The 22324-nt window shown below is 28.8% G+C and carries 25 protein-coding genes and 1 other RNA gene; 5 read left to right on the plus strand and 21 right to left on the minus strand.

The features are described 5' to 3' along the window. Complete coding sequence (locus tag KGF36_RS05935; RefSeq protein ID WP_227827031.1) at nucleotides 1-1323, plus strand: polysaccharide biosynthesis protein; 1323 nt, start codon at nucleotides 1-3, stop codon at nucleotides 1321-1323. Nucleotides 1324-1424: 101 nt separating this feature from the next. On the opposite strand, the gene KGF36_RS05940 is transcribed toward KGF36_RS05935, so the two are convergent. From KGF36_RS05940 to KGF36_RS05950, 3 genes are all read right to left on the minus strand, one after another. Continuing rightward, nucleotides 1425-2615 (minus strand): hypothetical protein, encoded by a 1191-nt coding sequence (locus KGF36_RS05940; RefSeq protein ID WP_227854603.1) that lies wholly within the window; start codon nucleotides 2613-2615, stop codon nucleotides 1425-1427. 186 nt (nucleotides 2616-2801) lie between these two features. Further along, nucleotides 2802-2982, minus strand: a non-coding RNA gene (gene ssrS / locus KGF36_RS05945) — 6S RNA. Between the two features lie 117 nt (nucleotides 2983-3099). Continuing rightward, nucleotides 3100-4002, minus strand: coding sequence for a hypothetical protein (locus KGF36_RS05950; RefSeq protein ID WP_227827029.1), 903 nt, complete (start codon nucleotides 4000-4002; stop codon nucleotides 3100-3102). 211 nt (nucleotides 4003-4213) lie between these two features. Here KGF36_RS05950 and KGF36_RS05955 point away from each other — a divergent pair, with 211 nt between their 5' ends. Continuing rightward, nucleotides 4214-4624 carry a hypothetical protein gene (locus KGF36_RS05955; protein ID WP_227827028.1) on the plus strand — a complete coding sequence of 137 codons (411 nt, stop codon included), beginning with the start codon at nucleotides 4214-4216 and terminating at the stop codon, nucleotides 4622-4624. A 123-nt stretch (nucleotides 4625-4747) separates the two neighbouring features. On the opposite strand, the gene ccpA is transcribed toward KGF36_RS05955, so the two are convergent. The 5 genes from ccpA to KGF36_RS05980 all read right to left on the minus strand — a co-directional run bounded on the left by ccpA (nucleotide 4748) and on the right by KGF36_RS05980 (nucleotide 7292). After that, complete coding sequence (gene ccpA / locus KGF36_RS05960; protein WP_413840709.1) at nucleotides 4748-5770, minus strand: LacI family transcriptional regulator CcpA; 1023 nt, start codon at nucleotides 5768-5770, stop codon at nucleotides 4748-4750. Between the two features lie 248 nt (nucleotides 5771-6018). Further along, nucleotides 6019-6219: a hypothetical protein gene (locus KGF36_RS05965; protein ID WP_227827026.1), complete on the minus strand. Its 201-nt coding sequence runs from the start codon at nucleotides 6217-6219 to the stop codon at nucleotides 6019-6021. A gap of 33 nt (nucleotides 6220-6252) precedes the next feature. Continuing rightward, on the minus strand, nucleotides 6253-6432 hold the full coding sequence (locus KGF36_RS05970) for a hypothetical protein (RefSeq protein WP_227827025.1): 180 nt from the start codon (nucleotides 6430-6432) through the stop codon (nucleotides 6253-6255). 180 nt (nucleotides 6433-6612) lie between these two features. Further along, nucleotides 6613-6819, minus strand: a complete 207-nt coding sequence (locus tag KGF36_RS05975; RefSeq protein ID WP_009888870.1) for a hypothetical protein — start codon at nucleotides 6817-6819, stop codon at nucleotides 6613-6615. A gap of 47 nt (nucleotides 6820-6866) precedes the next feature. Beyond that, on the minus strand, nucleotides 6867-7292 hold the full coding sequence (locus tag KGF36_RS05980) for a hypothetical protein (protein ID WP_227434026.1): 426 nt from the start codon (nucleotides 7290-7292) through the stop codon (nucleotides 6867-6869). 171 nt (nucleotides 7293-7463) lie between these two features. Here KGF36_RS05980 and acpP point away from each other — a divergent pair, with 171 nt between their 5' ends. Further along, entirely contained in the window at nucleotides 7464-7691 is a 228-nt protein-coding gene (acpP, locus tag KGF36_RS05985; protein ID WP_227434025.1) for an acyl carrier protein, read from the plus strand. 160 nt (nucleotides 7692-7851) lie between these two features. Here acpP and KGF36_RS05990 read toward each other — a convergent pair whose 3' ends face one another. The 12 genes from KGF36_RS05990 to KGF36_RS06045 form a co-directional block, all read right to left on the minus strand. Next, entirely contained in the window at nucleotides 7852-8856 is a 1005-nt protein-coding gene (locus tag KGF36_RS05990) for a nucleoid-associated protein (protein WP_227854604.1), read from the minus strand. Between the two features lie 14 nt (nucleotides 8857-8870). Next, the gene (locus KGF36_RS05995; RefSeq protein WP_227827022.1) at nucleotides 8871-9773 is read right to left on the minus strand and encodes an RluA family pseudouridine synthase; all 903 of its coding nucleotides are present in this window, start codon (nucleotides 9771-9773) and stop codon (nucleotides 8871-8873) included. 178 nt (nucleotides 9774-9951) lie between these two features. Then, nucleotides 9952-11127, minus strand: coding sequence for an acetyl-CoA C-acetyltransferase (locus tag KGF36_RS06000; RefSeq protein ID WP_227841999.1), 1176 nt, complete (start codon nucleotides 11125-11127; stop codon nucleotides 9952-9954). Between the two features lie 91 nt (nucleotides 11128-11218). Further along, nucleotides 11219-12064: a 3-hydroxybutyryl-CoA dehydrogenase gene (locus KGF36_RS06005; protein ID WP_227827020.1), complete on the minus strand. Its 846-nt coding sequence runs from the start codon at nucleotides 12062-12064 to the stop codon at nucleotides 11219-11221. 100 nt (nucleotides 12065-12164) lie between these two features. Continuing rightward, complete coding sequence (locus KGF36_RS06010) at nucleotides 12165-12962, minus strand: enoyl-CoA hydratase-related protein (RefSeq protein ID WP_227827019.1); 798 nt, start codon at nucleotides 12960-12962, stop codon at nucleotides 12165-12167. An 18-nt stretch (nucleotides 12963-12980) separates the two neighbouring features. After that, the gene (locus tag KGF36_RS06015; RefSeq protein ID WP_227827018.1) at nucleotides 12981-13991 is read right to left on the minus strand and encodes an electron transfer flavoprotein subunit alpha/FixB family protein; all 1011 of its coding nucleotides are present in this window, start codon (nucleotides 13989-13991) and stop codon (nucleotides 12981-12983) included. Between the two features lie 18 nt (nucleotides 13992-14009). After that, complete coding sequence (locus tag KGF36_RS06020) at nucleotides 14010-14792, minus strand: electron transfer flavoprotein subunit beta/FixA family protein (RefSeq protein WP_227827017.1); 783 nt, start codon at nucleotides 14790-14792, stop codon at nucleotides 14010-14012. Between the two features lie 56 nt (nucleotides 14793-14848). Beyond that, on the minus strand, nucleotides 14849-15985 hold the full coding sequence (locus tag KGF36_RS06025; protein ID WP_227827016.1) for an acyl-CoA dehydrogenase: 1137 nt from the start codon (nucleotides 15983-15985) through the stop codon (nucleotides 14849-14851). Between the two features lie 694 nt (nucleotides 15986-16679). Beyond that, nucleotides 16680-17147: a YbaK/EbsC family protein gene (locus KGF36_RS06030; protein ID WP_227827015.1), complete on the minus strand. Its 468-nt coding sequence runs from the start codon at nucleotides 17145-17147 to the stop codon at nucleotides 16680-16682. 85 nt (nucleotides 17148-17232) lie between these two features. Beyond that, a complete protein-coding gene (locus tag KGF36_RS06035; RefSeq protein WP_227827014.1) occupies nucleotides 17233-17775 on the minus strand; it encodes a hypothetical protein in 543 nt (180 codons plus the stop codon). A gap of 35 nt (nucleotides 17776-17810) precedes the next feature. Further along, complete coding sequence (locus tag KGF36_RS06040; protein ID WP_227827013.1) at nucleotides 17811-18506, minus strand: ABC-2 transporter permease; 696 nt, start codon at nucleotides 18504-18506, stop codon at nucleotides 17811-17813. Next, complete coding sequence (locus tag KGF36_RS06045; RefSeq protein WP_227827012.1) at nucleotides 18506-19366, minus strand: ABC transporter ATP-binding protein; 861 nt, start codon at nucleotides 19364-19366, stop codon at nucleotides 18506-18508. The genes KGF36_RS06040 and KGF36_RS06045 overlap by 1 nt, the downstream gene beginning before the upstream one ends. 137 nt (nucleotides 19367-19503) lie before the next feature. Between KGF36_RS06045 and KGF36_RS06050 the strand changes: the two genes are divergently transcribed. Together KGF36_RS06050 and yfcE are read left to right on the plus strand one after the other, a co-directional pair. After that, nucleotides 19504-20304 (plus strand): NAD(+)/NADH kinase, encoded by an 801-nt coding sequence (locus KGF36_RS06050; RefSeq protein WP_227434012.1) that lies wholly within the window; start codon nucleotides 19504-19506, stop codon nucleotides 20302-20304. 23 nt (nucleotides 20305-20327) lie between these two features. Beyond that, nucleotides 20328-20894 (plus strand): phosphodiesterase, encoded by a 567-nt coding sequence (gene yfcE, locus KGF36_RS06055; RefSeq protein WP_227827011.1) that lies wholly within the window; start codon nucleotides 20328-20330, stop codon nucleotides 20892-20894. 298 nt (nucleotides 20895-21192) lie between these two features. Here the strand turns inward: yfcE and KGF36_RS06060 are convergent, their stop codons facing one another. Then, complete coding sequence (locus KGF36_RS06060) at nucleotides 21193-22245, minus strand: cell wall-binding repeat-containing protein (RefSeq protein ID WP_227827010.1); 1053 nt, start codon at nucleotides 22243-22245, stop codon at nucleotides 21193-21195. Between the last annotated feature and the right edge of the window lie 79 nt (nucleotides 22246-22324).

The raw sequence follows: 22324 nt of genomic DNA on the forward strand, positions 1-22324 counted from the left end.
TTGAAAGTACCTTATTTAGTACTATCAACAGTTATTTTATTTATGTCTAACTTTGTCGTAAGAATATTTGGATTTTTATATAAAATATTCTTATCAAGAGCTTTGGGCGAAACAGGTTTAGGTATTTATCATATGATTTTTAACTTTTTAATGATTTGCTTAGCTGTTACAACAACTGGAATACCTACTGCACTTAGTTGCCTAGTTGCAAAAAGAAAAGCTTTAAACGATAAACACAATACTAATGCTTTATTTATATCAACTTTATACATATCATTTTTTGTAGCATTAATTATATCTATAATTGCATCTTTCAATAGTTCTTTTTTATCACTTAAGTTTCTAAAAGACCCTAAATTGAATTTATTTATACTCGCAGTTTGTCCTGCTATAGTTATAATAACACTTTCAAATGTACTTAGGGGGTATTACTATGGCATAAAGAACGTAAAAGTCCCTGCTATTGGACAAATTATTGAACAGATGGGTAAAATTCTATTTGTTTTTTTACTCGTTATGTATGTAAATGATAAGTCTATGAACTGTTATATTGCTCTTTTAGGTATATCTATTGGTGAATTGAGTAATATCATATTTATGCTCATATGTCTATGTCGAGATTCTTCATTTGACAATAAATATATTATAAGTATAAAGGATTTTTATAATTCTTCTATGGAAACATTAAAAATGTCTATACCCATAACTTGCAATAGAATGTCAAACATACTTTTACAATCTATTAGTTCTATGATGATACCATCAAGATTAGCATTATCAGGAATGACTTATCAACAGTCATTAAGTATGTACGGTGTCGTCAGTGGAATGGTAATGCCATTTATATTTTTACCATTTACTGTTGGCTCAGCACTTATTGTAAATTTGATACCTACTATATCACAAGAAATTGCTTTAAGAAAACGTAAAAGTGTCCTAAAAAAAATAAAGTATTCTATACTCCTAACTTTATTTGTAGGTATACTATCATCAGTGTTTTTTTATTTCTTTGGAAAAGATTTATGTATATTAGTATTTAAAAATAAACTTGCTGGAGAATATTTAAAAGCTATGTTTTTAGTACCACTATTTATGTCACTAAATCAAACGCTATCTGGTATTTTACATTCAATAAGAAAAGAATTAGCTTCAAGTATAAATACTATCACTGGTATGTTAATTCAGCTAGTAGCTCTATATGTATTTCTTCCTATTCCAGGACTTAATATTTATGCATACATATACACAATGACAATAGTATCAATATTTACTTGTTTATTACATACTATAGTACTTTTTAAATCTATAAAATCTATACATTAGTTATAAATAACGTGAAGGCTACCAATGTAAATCGTCTACTATTGGTAGCCTTCCTTAAATGATTTTTATTTATAATTTAAACTGTCTATATATCTACCTATCTATCTGTGGCAACCTGAATTTTCATTTCCTTGATTAGGTCCACATTGCGAAAAATCACATACTTTAGAGAAAGTATCAACAAGTCTTGGTTGGATTGGGTTTGGTGATGCTAAAACTACTATTTGTTCACTTATTAATGTGCTAACTGTTTCTTGTAAGCAAAGTACTAAATCTATATCATTTGGTATGATTAATTCAAAGAAAGGATCACAACCTTCTCTACATTCTAATTTTAATATAGATTTTCCTATACAATCAACTGTTAAATTAGTTTGGAATTCTTGTCTTAAAGTGACAGCTCTTCCATCAGCTGGCAAGCATATTGGTGCTGAAAGTGTGTTAAAAGTAAATTCTACAAAATCAACTCTTCTCTTACATCCACCTCCTGCTCTGACTGCTGGGAAAGCTAATGCAACGAATTCTGTACATCCACATCTACCTCTTAGTTCTAATACTAGATTACGAACTGCTACAGTTAATCCTCTTTGTTTATAAGCTACTGATTTGCCTTTTCCTTGTCTACAACATTCAGCGTTTCTTTCTCCACATACTGCATATTCAAAAGTTGTTTCACAGTTTCTTCCTATTATATCTCCTAATGGTTCCAATTCAAAATCTTCTAAAGTTGTCATTCCTGTGTCAATAACTATTCCATCATTACTTAAGCATATTTTGTCTATAGTTACACTTGCTCTACCTGCACTTGGAACTGAACCAAATACTTCTACTACTTCTGTTTCAAAAGTTAATGGTTCTCCATTTGGTCCAGTTGCATCTGTAAATGTTTGGAATTGCATAGTATCAAAAATTCTATTAGCTTCTATTGCAAATGGAACTGCATTTGCTATAGAAAAGTTTCTTGGAGATATAGGATTACAGCAATTTGGTCCACATTTGTTTTCAAAGCATTCATCTGAATCCATTTGGCATGGTTCACAATCACATTTGCAATTATCATGGCATCCACAATTGTCATCACATGGATTAGGTTTGCATGGATTGCATGGATTAGGTTTACAATCATCATGACAATCACAATTATTATCATTGTTACATCCATTATGATGATGTGATTTTTTGAATCCTCTCATATCATCTGAGTTTATCTCATCTGTATACACTTCTTCTTCATTCATTGTAGACATTGGCTGATTTAGCATTCTTTTTTTATTTTTTTTGTAATCTTGCATTTTTCATTGCCCTCCCTGTAAGCGATTCTTATTAAGTCTTCGGCTTTTTTATAGCCTAATTAATACTATGCACTTATAATATCATTTGTTACTTATGCTTTTTAAGTTTATATATAATTAAGTATATTTGGTAGAAAAATGCATTTTAATAAAAAAAAGTACTACTATTTAAAATAGTAGCACTTTTTTTGTCCCGAAACACCGGTGGCTAAGTAAATTCACACCCTAGGCACTCCCAGGTGGGTGACTTGCCAGTAACCTTTAACGTCCAAACTAAACAGGCATGTTATAATTTACTAGACACGGTCTCCCGTATTTCATTTGTAGGTTGAATTTAAAAAAGCCTTATCGTATGTTTCAGGATTTCATATTATTATTATATAATAAATTTCGAATTTTTTAAAGTGGTTTTATATAGTAATTGGGATAATCTTATTCTAATATTACTTTTTCTTCCTTTTCTCTTTATGTATTTAGTTAATTATCACTTTCTCTTAGCTTTACTTCTAGTATTTTTTTCATTATGATTATGTTCATGCTTGTGTTCATTAACATCATACAATTCTTCATCATACACTATATTTTCATCATTATCTTCATCTTCATAGTCTGTTTCTTCATCTTCCATTAATTCTTCTTCATTATCATCTATCTCATCTTCATAATCTAATTCATTATCTTCATATGTTGACTCTTCATCTTCAAATTCTTCATTATTATCTTCATTATCTTCATATTCATCCTCATCATCATTATTGCTATCATCACCTCTTAAAAGATTTCCTAGCAATTTAAGATTATTCATACTACCTAGATTATTTATATTTGCCAAAGAACTTAAACTAAATCCACCTTCTCCAAAATCATCAGGTAAAAACAATTCTGCAAATAAATCTATCTTTTTTTTCATTCCTATAGCCTTTTCAACAGAATTTTTTCTCTTTTCTGGAAATACATCTATAATTTCTTTTATCATCATATTTTTTTTGTCTTCACTATCCATTTTTCTAAAAAAATCTGTTTCCTCTTCAACATCTACCATATCTATATTGTTGAGTTTCTTTATGCCTCTAACTAGGTCCAAAACACTTTCTATTTTTACTAGTATTTTCCTTTCATCTCTTGACATGTATTTTTTAGTTCTTGTTATTATTTCCATTCCCATTTCTAGGTCTTCTTCACTCAAATCCATAAGTCTTAGACCTCTTTTTATATCATTTGCATCAAACCTTAAAGTGTCATGTATAGCTTTTGATAATTTCTCATTTGAATTTTTTTTGTTTTTTCTAACTCTATTATTTTTCTTTGATTTATCTTTATCATCAAATATAGAGATATTACCATTACTCAATGCAATCACTCCAATCAAAAATAGTAAATTATTCAAGACAATCCCCCCTTATATTATATAATTGCCCTATATTAAAGTATGTTTTTCATATTTTAATGTTCCATTTTTAAAGCTCAGTGCATATATATTATCTATAAGAATTTTTATTTATATTATATATCACTCACAATTCACCACTTCAATATTATTTCTATATATAAATAGTATGAATATAATTCAATATATATTTATAGAAAGGGGTTTTTTTATGAAAAAAATAGATACAGATTCATTAGAAAAGATGGCTAAGCAAAAAAATATTGACAAGGATAAGATAGAAAAGATTGCTGATAATTACAAAGGAAAATCAGAAAGTGAACTTATGGAGGAACTTATAAAAATAGGTAAAAACCTAGATGGAAGAGAAGAAGTAGTATCAAAATTCAAAGCATTTTTAGATGACAATCAACGTAAAAAATTAGATACTATAATGGATAAAATATCAGATGCAGAGACTCAAAGAGATACTAAACCTGCTAAAACTACCAAAACTAAAAAGACTAAACAACCTACTAAAGGTAAATCAAATACACCTGCACCAAAAAATACACCAAATAATCAACAGAAAAAATCTAAGAGTATATTTAAGAAGACTAAAAAATCCAATCCTCACGAATAAACAAAAATAAACTACTTTTAAGACTTAAAACTATTATTTTTAATTAAAATATTTTAAATTGCATATTATTTAAATTAAAAATCAGGTAGTGTTTTAAACACTACCTGATTAACTTTAATAACTTTATTTCTTTCTCTCTATAACACTTTCTCTATCAATAATTTGATAAGGTAATTCTATTTTCTTATTTTCAATTAATTCTTTATTTATTAATTTAATAACCATTCTTATCGCCACTGCTCCCATATCATATAAAGGCTGATAAACTGTAGTAAGTTTAGGCCTATACATTTTAGCTATCTTAACATCATTAAATCCTGCAACTGATATGTCTTCTGGAACCTTATATCCAGCATCACAGATAGCGTTTATAGCTCCTATAGCAGCCTCATCACCCGTAACAAAAGCTGCATGAGGTATTATTCCCTCATCCAATAATTCTTTCATACTATTGTATCCACTTTCATAATCAGTTCCACCATATTTGATTAAACTCTTGTCCAACTCTATATTATTACTTGAAAGTGCTTTTTCGTAGCCTGAAAGTCTTTCCATCTCTAAAACAGTATCATCTTTACTTGTCATTATAAAAGCTATCTTTTCATGACCTTTCTTTATAAGATGTTCTGTCATATCAAAAGTAGCTTCTTTGTTACTAGTGCTTACTGTGTATATATCATAATTTCTAGCAGTTTTACTTATATACGTTGCTGGTATACCACAATTTTGCATATAGTTGATATGTTCTTGTTCAACTACCCATGAAATCATAACTATACCTTCAACTTGTTTTGCTCTTAATAGATTTATACTCTTTAATTCTTGTTCTTTATCAGAGTATGTATTAGCTAAAAGGATATCATAATCATACATTTTAGCAACTTCTTCTATTCCATTTAATACCTCATTAACAAAAGAATCTGAAACTTCTGGAACTATTACCCCTATTAATTGACTCTTCTTAGTTACTAAGCTTCTTGCAAGTGGATTTGGTATATATCCAGTTTCTTTTATAACATCTAAAACTTTTTGTTTGACTTCATCAGTCACAGGTTTTGAATCATTTATAACTCTAGATACTGTAGATATTGACACGCCTGCTTGTTTAGCAACATCTTTTATCGTTATATTACTTTTCATTTTCATCCTCCTAATTTTGCTAAATTTATCTAAATCTGAACCAAATTTATACAGGTTCTTATTTTAACTATATTTATATAAGTTCTTATTTTACCATAAAAGCAAGTACATTTAAATACATTATATTTTATATTATACCCTATATTCAACAATTTTAATAATATTCATTCTTAATTTAAATTATATTAAAAAATAAAATAAAAAAAATGCTGGTATAAAATATACCAGCATTTTTTCACTTTAACGGTTTAATTTTAGCAGCCACAACCCTCATCACCATCAAAGAATCCACCACATGAACAAGTTATTAATAATAGTATTAAGAATGGTATCCATGACATTATATCGATATCTCTCCAACAATCTTCAAAAGCTAAGAATAGGAAGAATAATACGATTATCCACCATCCTCCCCCACCAAAACATCCATCGTTTCCAAAAAATCTATCTAACATAATAAAACCCTCCTTTTTTAATAACTGCTACCCTTAATCTAAGCATCCACTACAGCAGCAAAGTATTAATAAAACTATTAAGAATGGAATCCATGCCATTATGTCAAATTCTGCCCAGCTATCTCCAAAAGCTAAGAATAGGAAGAATAGTACGATTATCCACCATCCTCCTCCACCAAAACATCCATCTTCTCCAAAGAATCTATCTAACATTTCACGTTACCTCCTGTTGATATTTTGTTGAGCTTTTCGCTCCTAACATATACTATGCATTTGGTTTCCATTTTGCTAATGTATTTTTATTTTTTTTTTAATTTTTTTATCTTAACTAAAAAAGGCAAAACCATAACTTGTATAAGTTACTGGTTCTGCCTATTTAATAATCAATATTTTTTAGCAACAACAACCATCATCGAAGTTAAATAACAACAATACTATTAATATAACCCATATCCATATATTGTCATCGCATAATAAGTCTTCTAAAATGTCTGTACATAATAATAAGAATACTATAACTATTATTATCAACATTTTATTACCAAAAAATCCTTCGCATCCTCCAAAGAAACGTTCCATATTGTCTTCTAATTTTGTCATAACTAATCCTCCTTGAATCATTAAGAGACTAACTTTTGTCTCTTTAATTAAATATATGTAGTAATAGACAGATAAGTTACTTCTAAAAAGTTTTTATTAATTAATTTATTTATTTCTTTTTCTCCCAATTTATTGTATCTATCAACTTCATCTAAATAATCCTTTTTTTCTTCTGATATAGTGTAAATTAAACTTTCTATTGATTTTACTTTGTATTCTTTATATCTTTCTATCAAGAAGGATGTTTTTGAATTTTCTATCCCTTTCTTTACATGCATTAATCTTGATATATAATCGTCCTTTTCATTAGATACATAGCTTTCCTTCTCTGCTACATCTTCAAGAATTAAATTTGTTTCCATTACATAGTCCTCTATTCGTTGCATATCCAAAGTTATTGAATTATAATAAAAATTTACTGCTATAAGTAAAAATATTCCTACAGATGTTAGTAATAAGCCTACATATTTCATAGCATTTCCTCCTAAGTTATATTTGTTATCAATAAAGTTTATTCATCAAACAAGACTTTATTACTACCTTTATAAAATTTTATTACTTTTTACTAATTCCATATTGAAAAATTTTTGATATTATATTAAACTAACATTAAAATTAATTAAAACTGCTGTAGGAGGCTTAAAATGTTTGAAAAAATAAAAGAAATAATAGCAGAACAATTAGGGTTAGATAATTTAGATGAAATAACTATGGAAGCATCTTTAATGGAAGATTTAGAAGCTGATTCATTAGATGCTGTTGAGATTATAATGGCTCTTGAAGATGAATTTGGTATAGAAATACCAGATGAGGAAGCTGAAAACTTTAAATGTATTGGTGATATATGTAAATATATCGAAGAAAACAAATAATATCATCTTTTCTACAAATATAAATAGTCTGTGTCTACTTCTATTTAATATTTCTATTAGAAGTTTACACAGACTAGTCTACATTTATTTATAATTATATTAACTATACATTTATTCTAATTTAATTTATATCTAATTATATAAATTACTCAAATTAAGATTACTTTTCTTCATAAAATGTTACATTCTTTATTACTATATCTATAGTTCCATCTTGATTTTGCTTTACAGTATATTTCATTGGGTCCTCAAAATCAGTTAGGTTACCTTTTATATCAAAGCCATTATCAGTTTTTATACTTCTCTTTTTGAGCTTTTTCTCAACCCATTTTTTATCTATGCTAAAACCTTCATCAAGACCTTTTTCTTCCATGTGCTCTTTAAAACTACCTTTTAAATCTTCATCCTTAATTGAATTATCAACAAAATCATTTATATCAATTTCATGTTTTTCTTTTAATGTATAATTTAATATACTTCTTACATCTTCTGCTTGCTTTATATCATTGCTAAGAGCATTAGTTATCCAATTTTCGGCTGTATTTTTAAATACTTTTGTCTTATACTTATCATCGTCTATTTTTTTAGCATTCAAAAATTCTGTTACAAACTTTGATTCTGAACCCTCTTTTTCTGCATCTTTGTCTAAGAGTCTTAGATGAAACTCATCATTCATTCCACTTAATCCAATTAAAGCCCCTTGCTTTTGTCTTATAGTTTCTGGAATTCCAATTTCATTTGATACCATTTGAATATTAAATTTATCATCTACAAACTCAATTGAATGAGTATACAGTTTTTTATAATCTAATTTCAATATAGCAACACTCTTCTCATCTTTTACAGTATACAGGCAAACTGCCAAATCACAAGATTCTAATGCTGCATTAATCTTCATGACCTCAAACAGATAAGATGCTATTTCTTTAGAATTTTTTAAAAATGAACTTTCATCGTATATTATTTGTTCACAACAATTTTTGATTAAATTGTCATTATAATCTTTAAAGATACCTTTTCTTAAATCTTCATCCTTTGAAATTCTCTTTATTGCTTTTTGAAAAAATCCATCTACTTCTTGATTAACTTTACCTTCAAAATCATTTAATATTGGAACATCACTATTTTTATCCAAAACATGTATTATAAATTTATGTATTATCATATACATCACCCCATCTATCTTAATTTCGATATTAACTCTTGCATATCCTTCGGTATATCTGTTTTAAATTTTAAAATTTCTTTTGTTCTTGGTTGTTCAAACTCTAAGCTATATGCATGAAGAGCTTGCCTATTTATAAGATTTTCATCTATATAACCATATAACTCATCACCTATTATTCTATGACCTATATGAGCCATATGCACCCTTATTTGGTGTGTTCTACCAGTTTCTAGCTTTACTTCTAGTACGGTTGCATTTTTTAATCTTTCTACTACTTTATAATGGGTAACAGATGCTTGTCCTCTTTCATCTATTACTCTCTTTATTGAATCCTCTTCAGGTCTATAAATTGGTTCATTTATAGTTCCCTCATCTTCATCTATAATCCCATTCACTACTGTTATATATGTTTTTTCAACTTTATTTTCACTCATTGATGTAGACAAAGTATGATGTGCATAAGCATTTTTTGCTACTATAACAAGCCCTGAAGTGTTCATATCAAGTCTATTCACAAATCGTATTTTTACATTTTCTTTATGCTTCTCTATATAATAACTAATACCATTTGCTATTGTATTATCATAGTGACTTTTAGTTGGATGAACTACCATAAATGGTGGCTTATTTACCATAATTATATCAAAATCATCATATATTATTTGTAAATTTAAATCTTGTGGCTCAAAATTTGCTTTTTCTTCTTCTATTTTTACCTCTATTAAATCACCACAAGACACTTTTAAACTTGGTTTTTTATATACACCATTTACTAATACACTTTTTTCTCTTTTCATCTTTGACAATGACCTCACCGAAAAATTTAGCTTATCCAGCAAAACTTCTTTTAGAGTCATTTCTTCTTCATTTGTATATGATATAAGATTATATTTTTGATTTTCTTTTTTAAACAAACTTTTACCTACTTTCTTTTATATCTTCAAAATCATGATATTATATATTTTACACTATTTTTGTTTAATAGATAATAGTTATTTTTTAACCATAAAAACCTGTAAGAATAACAAATAGTTACTCTTACAGGTTAAATTCCTGGTTAAATGTTTAATTTTTAAAAATTATAATCTAAAACTATCTTTTAACTATTAAAGTAGTTCCCATTCCACCACCTATACAAAGTGTAGCTAAACCAGTTTTAGCATCTCTTCTCTTCATTTCATATAAAAGTGTAGTAAGTATTCTTGCTCCTGAGCATCCTATTGGATGTCCTATAGCTATTGCTCCACCATTGACATTAACTTTAGCCATATCTATGTTTAAATCTTTTACTACCGCTATAGATTGAGCAGCAAATGCTTCATTAGCCTCAACTAAATCTATATCTTCAATAGTCATATTAGCAGCTGCTAAAGCTTTTTTAGTTGCTGGAACTGGTCCATATCCCATTATTGTAGGGTCAACACCAGCTGTTCCATAAGAAACTATAGTTGCAAGAGGTTCTATTCCTAGTTCTTCAGCTTTTTCTTTAGCCATTACTACTAACATAGCAGCACCATCATTAATTCCTGATGCATTACCAGCAGTAACTGTTCCATCTTTTTTAAATGCAGGTCTTAATTTAGCAAGTTTTTCTATTGTAGTACCAGCTTTAATATATTCATCTTTGTCTACTACAGTGTCACCTTTTCTTCCTTTTATAACCACTGGAACTATTTCTTCGTCAAATTTTCCTTCAGCTTGAGCTTTTTCAGCTTTATTTTGACTTGCAAGAGCTAATGCATCTTGTTCTTCTCTAGTTATATTCCATTGTTCTGCTATATTTTCAGCAGTTATACCCATGTGATAGTTATTAAATATATCTGATAATCCATCTTTTATCATTGAATCAACGAAAGCAGTATCACCCATTCTTGCACCATATCTAGCACTTGGTACTAAATAAGGAGACATACTCATGTTTTCAGCTCCACCAACTAGCATTATATCAGCGTCCCCTAATGCTATAAGTTGAGATGCCATTGAAACAGATCTTAATCCAGAACCACAAACTATATTTATAGTCATAGCTGGTTTCTCTACTGGTATTCCTGCACCTAATGCTATTTGTCTTGCTACATTTTGACCAAGACCTGCTGTAAGTACTCCTCCTAAAAGTGATTCATCTATCATATCTGGAGTTATATTAGCTCTTTTTATAGCTTCTTTAGCTGCTGTTATCCCTAATTCTACTGCTGAAACTGATTTAAATGCTCCTCCAAAACTTCCTACTGCTGTTCTAGCTGCACTGGCAATTACTACTTCTCTCATATTCATTACCCCCATTAAATTAGATTTTTATCAGATTTTTGAGATTGTTTTTTTTTAGACAATATCAGTTAAATTTTTTAGATTTAAGTTCTTATTTATTATAATCATAGAATCCTATTTTAGTTTTTCTTCCTAATTGATTAGCTCTAACCATTTTAGCTAAAAGTGGATGAGGTCTATATTTAGTATCTCCAAATTCAGTATATAGAACGTTCATTATAGCTAAAACAACATCTAATCCTATTAAATCCCCTAATGCTAAAGGTCCCATTGGATGGTTTGCACCTAGTTTCATAGCTTCATCTATTTCTTCTTTACTTGCAACACCATCTGCATATATACCAACAGCTTCATTTATCATAGGTATAAGTATTCTATTTACTACAAATCCAGGAGATTCAGATACATCTACTGGTACTTTATTGATACTCTTAGATAATTCAAATACTGTATCAAAAGTAACTTTTGATGTTAATTGACCGCTTATAACTTCAACTAATTTCATCATAGGAACTGGATTGAAGAAATGCATTCCTATAACTTTATCTGCTCTATTAGTAGAAGAAGCTATTTCTGTTATAGATAATGATGAAGTATTTGTTGCTAAAATAGTATCGTCTTTACATAACTCATCTAATAATTTAAAAACATCTTTCTTTATGTTCATATCTTCTACAGATGCTTCTATTATTAAGTCCATGTCTTTTAAATCTTCATAGTTAGTAGTTGAACTAACATGACTTAATATTTCTGATTTTGTAGCTTCATCCATTTTTCCCTTAGTAACTAATTTAGTTAAATTTTTATCTAATAATCCTAAGCATTTATCTATAGCACCTTGAGTTCTACTCTTTAAACATACATCATGACCACAACTTGCAAAAGTTTGTACAATACCACTTCCCATAGTTCCACTACCTATTACAGCTAATTTCATAGTTATAACCTCCTGTTATTTTAGTATTTATATTCTGTTAACTAGATTAAAGTATTTATTCAATCTAGTTAACAGAAAATATATTTTTAATTAGATTTGTTTACCCTTTTATAAAGTTAGCTTCTCTTTTTTCAACAAAAGCTGACATTCCTTCTTTCTGGTCTTTAGTTGAAAAACAAAGTCCAAAGAAATTAGATTCTATATCTATTCCAGTATCTATATCAGTTTGAGCACCAAGTTGTATAGCTTCTTTAGAGTATCTAACTGCAAGTTGAGCATTTTTAGCTATTGTTTTAGCTAGTTTTTCAACTTCTTCCATTAAAACTTCTGGCTCGACAACTCTATTTACTAGCCCTATTTTTTCAGCTTCATCAGCTTTTATAACTTGACCTGTAAAGATTAATTCTTTTGCTTTTGCCAGTCCAACCAGTCTTGTAAGTCTTTGAGTTCCTCCATATCCTGGAGTTATTCCAAGAGTTACTTCTGGTTGCCCAAATTTAGCTTTAGCAGATGCAATTCTTATATCACAAGCCATTGCTAGTTCGCATCCTCCACCTAAAGCAAATCCATTTACAGCTGCTATTATTACTTTTTTACTATCTTCTATTTCTCTAAAAGCTTTAGCTCCTAGAAGGCTAAAGTCTTTAGCAGCTACAGCATCTAAATCTTTCATATATGCAATATCTGCTCCAGCTACAAATGCTTTTCCTTCCCCTGTCAATATTACTACATCGATAGTTTCATCATTGTTAATATCTGCAAATACTTCATAAAGTTCTTCTAAAGTTTTTGAATTGATTGCATTAAGGGCTTTAGGTCTATTCATTTTCACTGTACATATATTTTCATTTACTTCAACAGCTATATTCTCATAAACTTTAACATCGCTTGTACTCATAATACCCTCCCCAAGAAATTAGTTAGCTAAAACTTCACCTTTTTCTTTTGCAACACTTAATTGACTTATAAGTTCTGGAAGTACTTTGTGAACATCTCCAACTATACCAACATCAGCATATTTAAATATTGGAGCTTCTGGGTTTTTGTTTATAGCAACTATAAACTCAGCATCTTCCATACCAGCTATATGTTGTATTGCTCCAGATATACCACATGCTATATAAAGGTCTGGTCTTACAGTTTTACCAGTTTGACCTACTTGTCTTGCTTTATCTAACCATCCTGCATCTATAGTTGCACGAGAACCAGAAACTTCTCCACCTATAATTTCAGCTAATTCATAAAGTATGTCTAAATTTTCTTTTCCGCCCATTCCACGTCCAGCAGAAACTAATATTTTAGCATCTTCTATTTTAACTTGTTTTTTAGCTTCTTTTATTATTTCTACAACTTGAACTAATTTATCAGCTTCAGTAAATTCTACTTTAAAACGATTAATTACAGCTTCTCTAGTTTCATCAACTTCATTTTTCTTCATAACTCCTGGTCTAACTGTAGACATTTGAGGTCTGAAATCTTTACAAACTATTGTTGCCATTATATTTCCACCAAAAGCAGGTCTTGTCATTAATAATAATTTTGTATCTTCAGCTACTGCAAGTCCTGTACAGTCAGCAGTAAGTCCTGTATGTACTCTAGCAGATACTCTAGGTGCTAAGTCTCTACCTATTGAAGTTGCACCAAATAATACAACTATTGGGTCAGCTGCTTTTATTGCTTCATATGCAGCTTTTGTATATGGTTCAGTTGTATACACTGCTAAAGCTTCATCATCTACTACTATTACTTCATCAGCTCCATAATGTGCTAATGTATCTATTAAATCTTCTACCTTACTACCTAAAAGTAATGCAGAAACTTTTGTATCATAATCTTTGGCTATTTCTGTTGCCTTTCCTAATAATTCTAAAGAAACAGTTTGAATTACATTTTCTCTTTGTTCTATTACTACTAAAACGTTACCCATTCTTTATCCCCCCTTAAATTATATGATATACTTCTCTTTTAATTTATCTATTACAATTCCAGCTGATGTTTTTGCATCTTCATTGTATATTGTTCCAGCTGGTTTAACTGATTTTGTAAATGATTTAAATACACTAGTTGGAGAACCTTTAAGACCTAAGTTAGAAGGGTCAACTTCTATATCTTTTACAGTCCATGTTTCTACTACATCATTTTCGAAAGCATCATATATTCTTCCAACTTTCATGTATCTTGGTGTGTTCATATCTTTAAGAGTTGTTATAAGGCATGGCATTTTAACTTTTAAGTCATGACAACAATCTTCAAATTGTCTTTTTACTAACACATATTCGCCTTCAGTTTTTATTTCTTCAGCATATGTTATTGATGGAAGCTTTAAATGTTCAGCTATTTGAGGTCCAACTTGTGCAGTATCACCATCTATAGCCTGTCTTCCAGCTATTATAATATCAAAATCTATATTTTTTAATGCTCCTGCTAATGCTGATGAAGTTGCCCAAGTATCAGCACCTGCAAAAGCTCTGTCTGTTAATAATATTCCTCTATCTGCACCCATTGCTAAAGCTTCTTTTAAAGCCATATCTGCTTGAGGAGGTCCCATTGTTATTACAGTTACATGAGCTCCCATTTCTTCTTTTAATCTTATAGCTTCTTCTAAACCTGCTTTATCATCAGGGTTTATTATACTTGGTACTCCATCTCTAATTAAAGTACCTGTATTAGGATCTAGTTTAACTTCTGTTGTATCTGGAACTTGTTTTATACAAACGACTATCTTCATAAATCCTTCCTCCATATCTATTTTAATATCGACCTATTGTGTATATTTTAATATCTCTATTTTAATAATTTTCCTGAAATAACCATTCTTTGAACTTCACTAGTTCCTTCATATATTTCAGTTATCTTAGCATCTCTCATCATTCTTTCTACTGGATAATCACGAGTGTATCCATATCCACCATGAAGTTGTACAGCTTTTGTAGTAACTTCCATAGCTGTTTCTGCTGCAAATAATTTTGCCATTGCTGCTTCTACTCCATAAGGTTTTCCTAAGTCTTTATTTATAGCTGCTTGATATACAAGATGTCTAGCCGCTTGTATTCTAACTTCCATATCAGCTAATTGGAATTGTGTATTTTGGAATTTTGATAATGGTCTACCAAATTGTACTCTTTCTTTTACATATTTAACTGTTTCATCAAGAGCACCTTGTGCTAAACCTAAAGCTTGTGCTGCGATACCAATTCTACCACCATCAAGAGTAGACATTGCTATCTTAAATCCTTGGCCTTCTTTTCCAAGTAAATTTTCTTTAGGTATTCTACAATCTTCAAATATTAATTCACTAGTAGCTGAACCTCTTATACCCATTTTCTTTTCTTTAACACCAAAGCTAAATCCAGGAGTTCCTTTTTCAACTATAAATGCTGAAATTCCTCTATTACCTTTAGCTTTATCAGTCATTGCCATTACTACGTATATATCTCCAGCGATTGCATTTGTTATAAATATTTTTGAGCCATTAAGTATGTATTCATCTCCATCTAAAACAGCAGTAGTTTGTTGTCCAGACGCATCTGTACCAGCATTAGGTTCAGTAAGACCAAATGCTCCTAATTTTTCTCCACTTGCTAATGGTCTTAAGAATTTTTGTTTTTGTTCTTCATTACCATATTGATATATAGGCCATGAACCAAGAGATGTATGAGCTGATAATATAACTCCTGTAGTACCACAAACTCTAGACAATTCTTCAACTGCCATTATATAACCTACAGTGTCTCCACCTTCTCCACCATATTCTTTTGGATATGGTATACCCATCATTCCTGCTTTTGCCATTTTTTCCACTGTTTCATAAGGAAATCTTTCTTCTTCATCAAGTTCTGTTGCTAAAGGTTTAACTTCATTTTCAGCGAAGCTTACATATAACTCTTTAAGCATCTGATATTTTTTAGAATTTAAATCCATAATAGCCTCCTCAGTATTTTATAAATATTTTATTTTCATTTATTAATTAAAATCTCGGCAACATCTATAATAAAGTATTTGAGTATACGTCGAGAAATTTATAACCTTAATTAAAGTCCGCCCTATATTTATATGCAATTATATTAACCGATTATGACATTAATTTAATTATAAATTGTTAATTTAAAGTCAACTTCACTTAAAAAAAATCTCGCTTTTTGGAATTTTGTGAAATTTCAAGCTATAATAAAACTTCTCTCACAATGGTTATAGATAAAATAATTTGTTTATGATATTAATTCTAGGGTATATCAATAGTAAATGTTCTATATATTAGTATTTCAACCCATATATAAATTTTTTCTATCATATCAAAATTATTTTAATAGAGCTAAATAATCATATTTTTTGTGATTATTTTTGTTTTTTAAATATCTTACATCTATAATAGTATCACTCAAAGGATAATTTTTCAATAATTTCTAATTATTTTTTTAACAATATTTACTACATTTTTTCCATATTTTTGTCATTTTTTTATTATTTCGAAGAAAAATCAGAATTTTTTAACTTTATTTTGGATTATTAGTTTAAATTAGATTTTCCTCTTAGATTTATAAATATTTTCCACATAAAAATATCCCCAAACAGATTGTATACAGGGATATTTTTTTACTAATTTTCACTATATTTTTTACCAATTTTTACAAACATCTACCCATTTCTCACACTTAGAAAACTTCTCCATTTCATCACATGTAAGTTCTATTGCTGAATTACTGCTCCCACATGCAGGAAATACTGTATCAAATCTCTTCATTGAATCATCTAAATATACTTTTAAAGGCTTTTTTAAACCAAATGGACAAACACCACCAATAGCATGTCCAGTAAAGTCTAGGACTTCTTCTGGTGCTAACATTTTAGCTTTACAACTAAACTCATCCTTGTATTTTTTATTATCAATCTTAGCATCTCCAGCTGTAACAATTAAAATTGCATCCTCTCCTATTTTAAATGAAAGAGTCTTAGCGATTCTAGCTGGAATAACTCCCGCCGCTTCTGCCGCAAGTTCTACAGTAGCACTGGATTGTTCAAACTCTAGTATGCTATCTTCCCTTCCAAATTCTTTAAAGTACTCTCTTACATTGCTTATTGACATTGAACACCCTCCCAATCTGAATATTTATAAATTTCATACTATTTTAATTATATATGTAATAACTTTATTTTTCAATTTTTTCAAATTACTCCATAACATTAGAATTCCATACATCATTATTTTTTCCAACTACTAGATATAAACCTTTTGCAATAGGTATTTCCACAGTAAATTCGCCCTTATATTCTACACTCATACCAGAGTCGTTAAAATACCTATAATCAAAGTTTAACCCCTTTGGAATCACAAAATCGACATAACCTTGATTATTCGACTTTATCCCATAGTTTAAGGTTTTTTCAGTTATAGAATTTTTTTCATTAAACAAATCTATATTTACATAATAAGAGCATTTATTCTCTCCTTTTTTACTCTCTATACAATTCTCAAATCTCATTTTTGCACTGTTTAACCTATAACTGTATTTACTGTTATTACTTATTTTGAATCTTATAACAGTACCAATTTCTTCACTTCTTCTGCTATCAAAATCAAAAACAATTTCCTCTAAATGATTTATTTCATAATCTTTGACACTTACCATATCTCTATATGCTAATTTATTTATAGCTATGAATAGTGTAAAAACTCCCAAAATAAAAATTGAAACTTTTATGAACTTATTCATTTCTAATCTCCTTATATTTTACGCTATAATATTAATTAAAAACTTTTATAATTAAACTTATTTTTTTTTGAAATCTTAATAGAGAAATACATAGATATTATAAAAATTATTATAGTCAAAAACGTCACACTGTATAGATTTATATATCTAGTATTAGTCATATCAGTAATATAATTTGAAAGGTATACGCCTCCTACATTACTATAATTAACATGCTTTACTTGATATACTATCATACTAACCATTCTTAAAAGACTCCCATATACAAAATAAATTAAAATACTTATTATTAATCCACAAATTTTCATTTTTCCATATCCAAATTTAAAAAATAAAGGAAGCACTATTGATAAAATTGCTAAAAATATATTTATAGAAAAGAATACATCATTTAAAACCATGCTTCTAAAAAACACTAATGATGTCAATTTACTTATTAAAGATACAATTGTTGTTATAAAAATTATTAATCCCACACCTAATAAGTACTTCGAATACACTATATCTTCGATACTAACTGGCATACTTCTTATAAATATTCTTGAATCACTTTCATAATCACATTCAAATGTATTTACAAAAATTAAATAACCTATGACAACACTTACTGTATAATACGAAATTGAGTTAAGGAAAAAATAAAAAACAAAAAACAGCAATATGTACTTTAAATTACGAACACCATCTGAACTAATTCCTATTATTAAATCTTTTTTTATCAAATTGAACATCATTTCACCTCATTTATATAATAATACATTAGTTCTTCTATAGTAGGATTTTTAACTTTATGCTTATCAATTTCTATCAATAAGCTTTTTACTTTTAAGTTATCTCCAACTTTCAGTAGTGCTTCACTATAATATTTATACTCTTTTACACCAACTATATTTTCTTTAATTTCTTCTAATTCTGCTTTATTTGCCCTAATTATTTTATACTCCTGCTCTAACATATCTTTCTTTATTGTAAAAATCTGATTTCCTTTATTTATAAAAATAAGATAATCCGCAATCCTAATTAAATTATCAGTATTGTGAGTTGAAATTATTACACTACTATTTCCATTTTTCACAAAATCTTTTAGATACTGCATTATTTCTTTTCTTACAATTGGGTCTATTCCAGCAGTTGGTTCATCCAGAATAAGTAGTTTTGCATTATGGCTAAGTGCATTTGCTAGCATAAGCTTCTCAGATTGTCCTTTGGATAAATTCTTAATATGTATATTTTCTTCTATCTCAAATTTTTCAAGATATTCATCAAATCTTTCTCTATCAAAATTACTATAAAATAAGGATACTATTCTTCTAAACTCTTTCACCTTTAAATGCGGATAAAATTGTAAAGAATCATATACAAAACCAATATTGTTTTTAAAACTTACTGGAGAATTGTCAATTGTTTCATTACAAAGTTCAATTTCACCCTCATCAGCATCAATAATGCCCATTATAATTTTTATTAAAGTTGTCTTTCCAGAACCATTTGGTCCTATAACTCCAATAATATCTCCTTCTTTTAATTCCAAGTTTATATTATTTAATTTAAATTTACCTAATTTTTTTGTGATATTCTTTACCTTAAACACGTCTTCACCTCTTATGTAATTTTTTATACCCCCCTATACATATTTTAACACATTCACAACAAGCTAGGTCATTTATAAATTTATAAATTAAGAATTATAAAACTATGTTATAATACAAAGTATGAAGAGGTGAATATATGAAAAGAATTATAACTATAAATGCAAACCAATTAAATAAGTCCCTTGAGACTAAAGAACTCTTAACTAGAAAACTTGTCAACGCTGGCTTTGAGGTGTATTCAGATATTTATCCAGATACAGAACTTATTATATCAATTGGCGGTGATGGCTCTTTTTTAAGAACAGTTAGAGATTTCGATTTTCCTGAAATTCCCATAATGGGTATAAATACAGGACATCTGGGATTTTTTCCTGATATTTTACCAGATAAGATTGATAGCTTTATTGAAGCTTATATAAAAAAGGATTATATTATTCAAGAAATGTCACTTCTTAATGCTGAAGTATATACAACTACTAGCGGTTCTAACATGCTTGCTGTAAATGAAGTTGTTATAAGAGGAGACAAGTCTAGAACTATACATCTTAATCTAAGCCTTGATGATAAACATATACAAAATTTTAGTGGAGATGGTATGATTATTTCTACTTCCACAGGTTCAACCGCCTACAACTATTCTGCTGGCGGTAGTATTGTTGATATAAAACTTGAACTTATGCAGATTACACCGTTACATCCAATAAACACTAATGCATATAGATGTTTTACATCAAGCATAATATGTTCAAATGAATCTGTTATAAAGATTGCACCAGAATACAGATTTGAAGATTCATTATTGATTGTTGTTGATGGTGTTGAGCACAGATTTAGACAAATCGAAAATATAAAAGTTAGCATGTCTGATGCAAAAATAAAATTACTTAGGATGTCAAATTACGAGTTTTGGCATAGAGTATCTGAAAAATTTTTATAGACTGCACTTAGGAGGATTTTAATATGAAAATAGGAATAATGAGTGATACTCATGGTAGTTTACTTTACTTTGAAAAAGCATTAAATGTATTATCTGACTGTGATATTCTCTTACATGGAGGAGATGTCTTATATCATGGTCCTAGAAATGATATTCCAGAAGGATATAATCCTAAAAAATTTATAGAAGTGTTAAACAAATTAGAAAATATTATAATTGTTAAAGGTAACTGTGATGCAGATGTCGACCAGATGGTAATAGAACATCCTATTCAAAGTCCTTATGTCATGAGCCAATTTGGAGAAATTAGGATTATATTAAATCATGGTTATACAGAAACAGAAGAAGAAATTATTGATAAATCAAAGAAAATGGGTGCTGACATATTAGTTTTAGGACATACTCATGTAAAGAAACTATATATGGATGATAATTTAATAGTTATAAATCCAGGAAGTACTTCTATCCCCAAAGATGGAAGCCATTCTGTAGCAATTATAGATATTATAAAAACTGATGATGAAGATGAGCTTGAACTTGATATCAATTTAATCGATATTAATACTGGAAATGTAATCAATATTAACTAAATGTAGTATTCCATAAGAATGTATGAAAAACATTAAAGGTTAATACTTAAAACATATATAGTAAATTTAATTGAAAAAGAAAAATATATTATAGATAGACACTTCACATTGAGGTGTCTTTTCTATATCATTAGAAAACTGTATAACCTACTGTATTGTAAAGTATCTATTAGCACAAAAATAAGTAAACTAAGCTATTTGCAACTTAATTAGAATTTCATATACATCAATTCAAACTTCTAATTAAACATAACTTAGTTTACTTGTCTTTATTATATAATATTACTAATTGATAAAACTACTGTAATCCTAATGCTTCTGTATAAGGATTACTATTTTTTCCTCCACCAACTTGTATAAATTTATCTGCTTTTACTTTCTTTATAAAACTTTGTTGTCCATTACTTAGACTTCCACTTGCAAGAATGACAGGTGACTTTGTTTTTGCCGCCAATACTCCAGCAGCAAGCCCATCAACTAAATCAGCTTCTCTACCACTTCCATCCTTTGCAAAATACATATTACTAACCTTACTTAATTTTCCATAAAATTTTTCTAAAACTTTAGCATTTGTATCTTTTCTATCTGTTCCAGCTAATCTTTCTGAATTTACTAGTTGTCCCTCAAGTTTTTTGCTTATATTATATTCTCCACCTATTATGTATGTCTCATTTGAATTTTGTGTTATAAAACTTTTAGCCTCACTTCTTATACTATCTTTACTTGCATATATTATAGCCATATTATCACTTGCAGCTGGACTTGATATAGAAGTTGCATCTGCTAGGCCATTATACCCATTAACTACTGCTATTTTTGAAACGCCTAAATCTCCTGTATCATCCAATTGTTTAGTAAGAAGCAAAGAAGTTTCTTCTCTGTCTGCTCCTCCAATTCTACTTACTAAAACACCTGTATCTTCAAGATATTTTTTTACACTTGATGAAATTGCTCCTTCACTTCCAATTAAAATAATTTCTTCAGGATTAAGTCTTGTTATCTCATCTGCTACATTTTCTGGTACATTATTTTTATTAGTAAGTAGTATTGGAGCATCCAATTTACTTGCTAAAGGAGTTGAAGCTAGTGCATCTGGTAATGAATTTGAATTTACTAGAAAAATCCTTTCTGAACCATTATTCCATCCACTTTGAGATATTTTTATAGCTGTATCAAATCTATCTTCCCCAATTAACTTTTCTCCCTTTGGAGATTTTCTATTTTGAATATAGCTATTCATATTTTCCTGCGAATTTTGATTCTTGCTAGTTGTATCTGCATATACACAGCTAGGCATTACAAGCCCTAATACAAGTGCAAATACCATTATTTTTTTAGATTTAATTTTCAATATAATTCCCCCTTATTTAAAATATTAATACTTATTGTTACTCTGCAATACTTATTTATACCCCAAAGTGAATATAATT

The sequence above is a fragment of the Clostridioides sp. ZZV14-6009 genome (assembly GCF_020658095.1).
Lineage (GTDB): Bacteria > Bacillota > Clostridia > Peptostreptococcales > Peptostreptococcaceae > Clostridioides.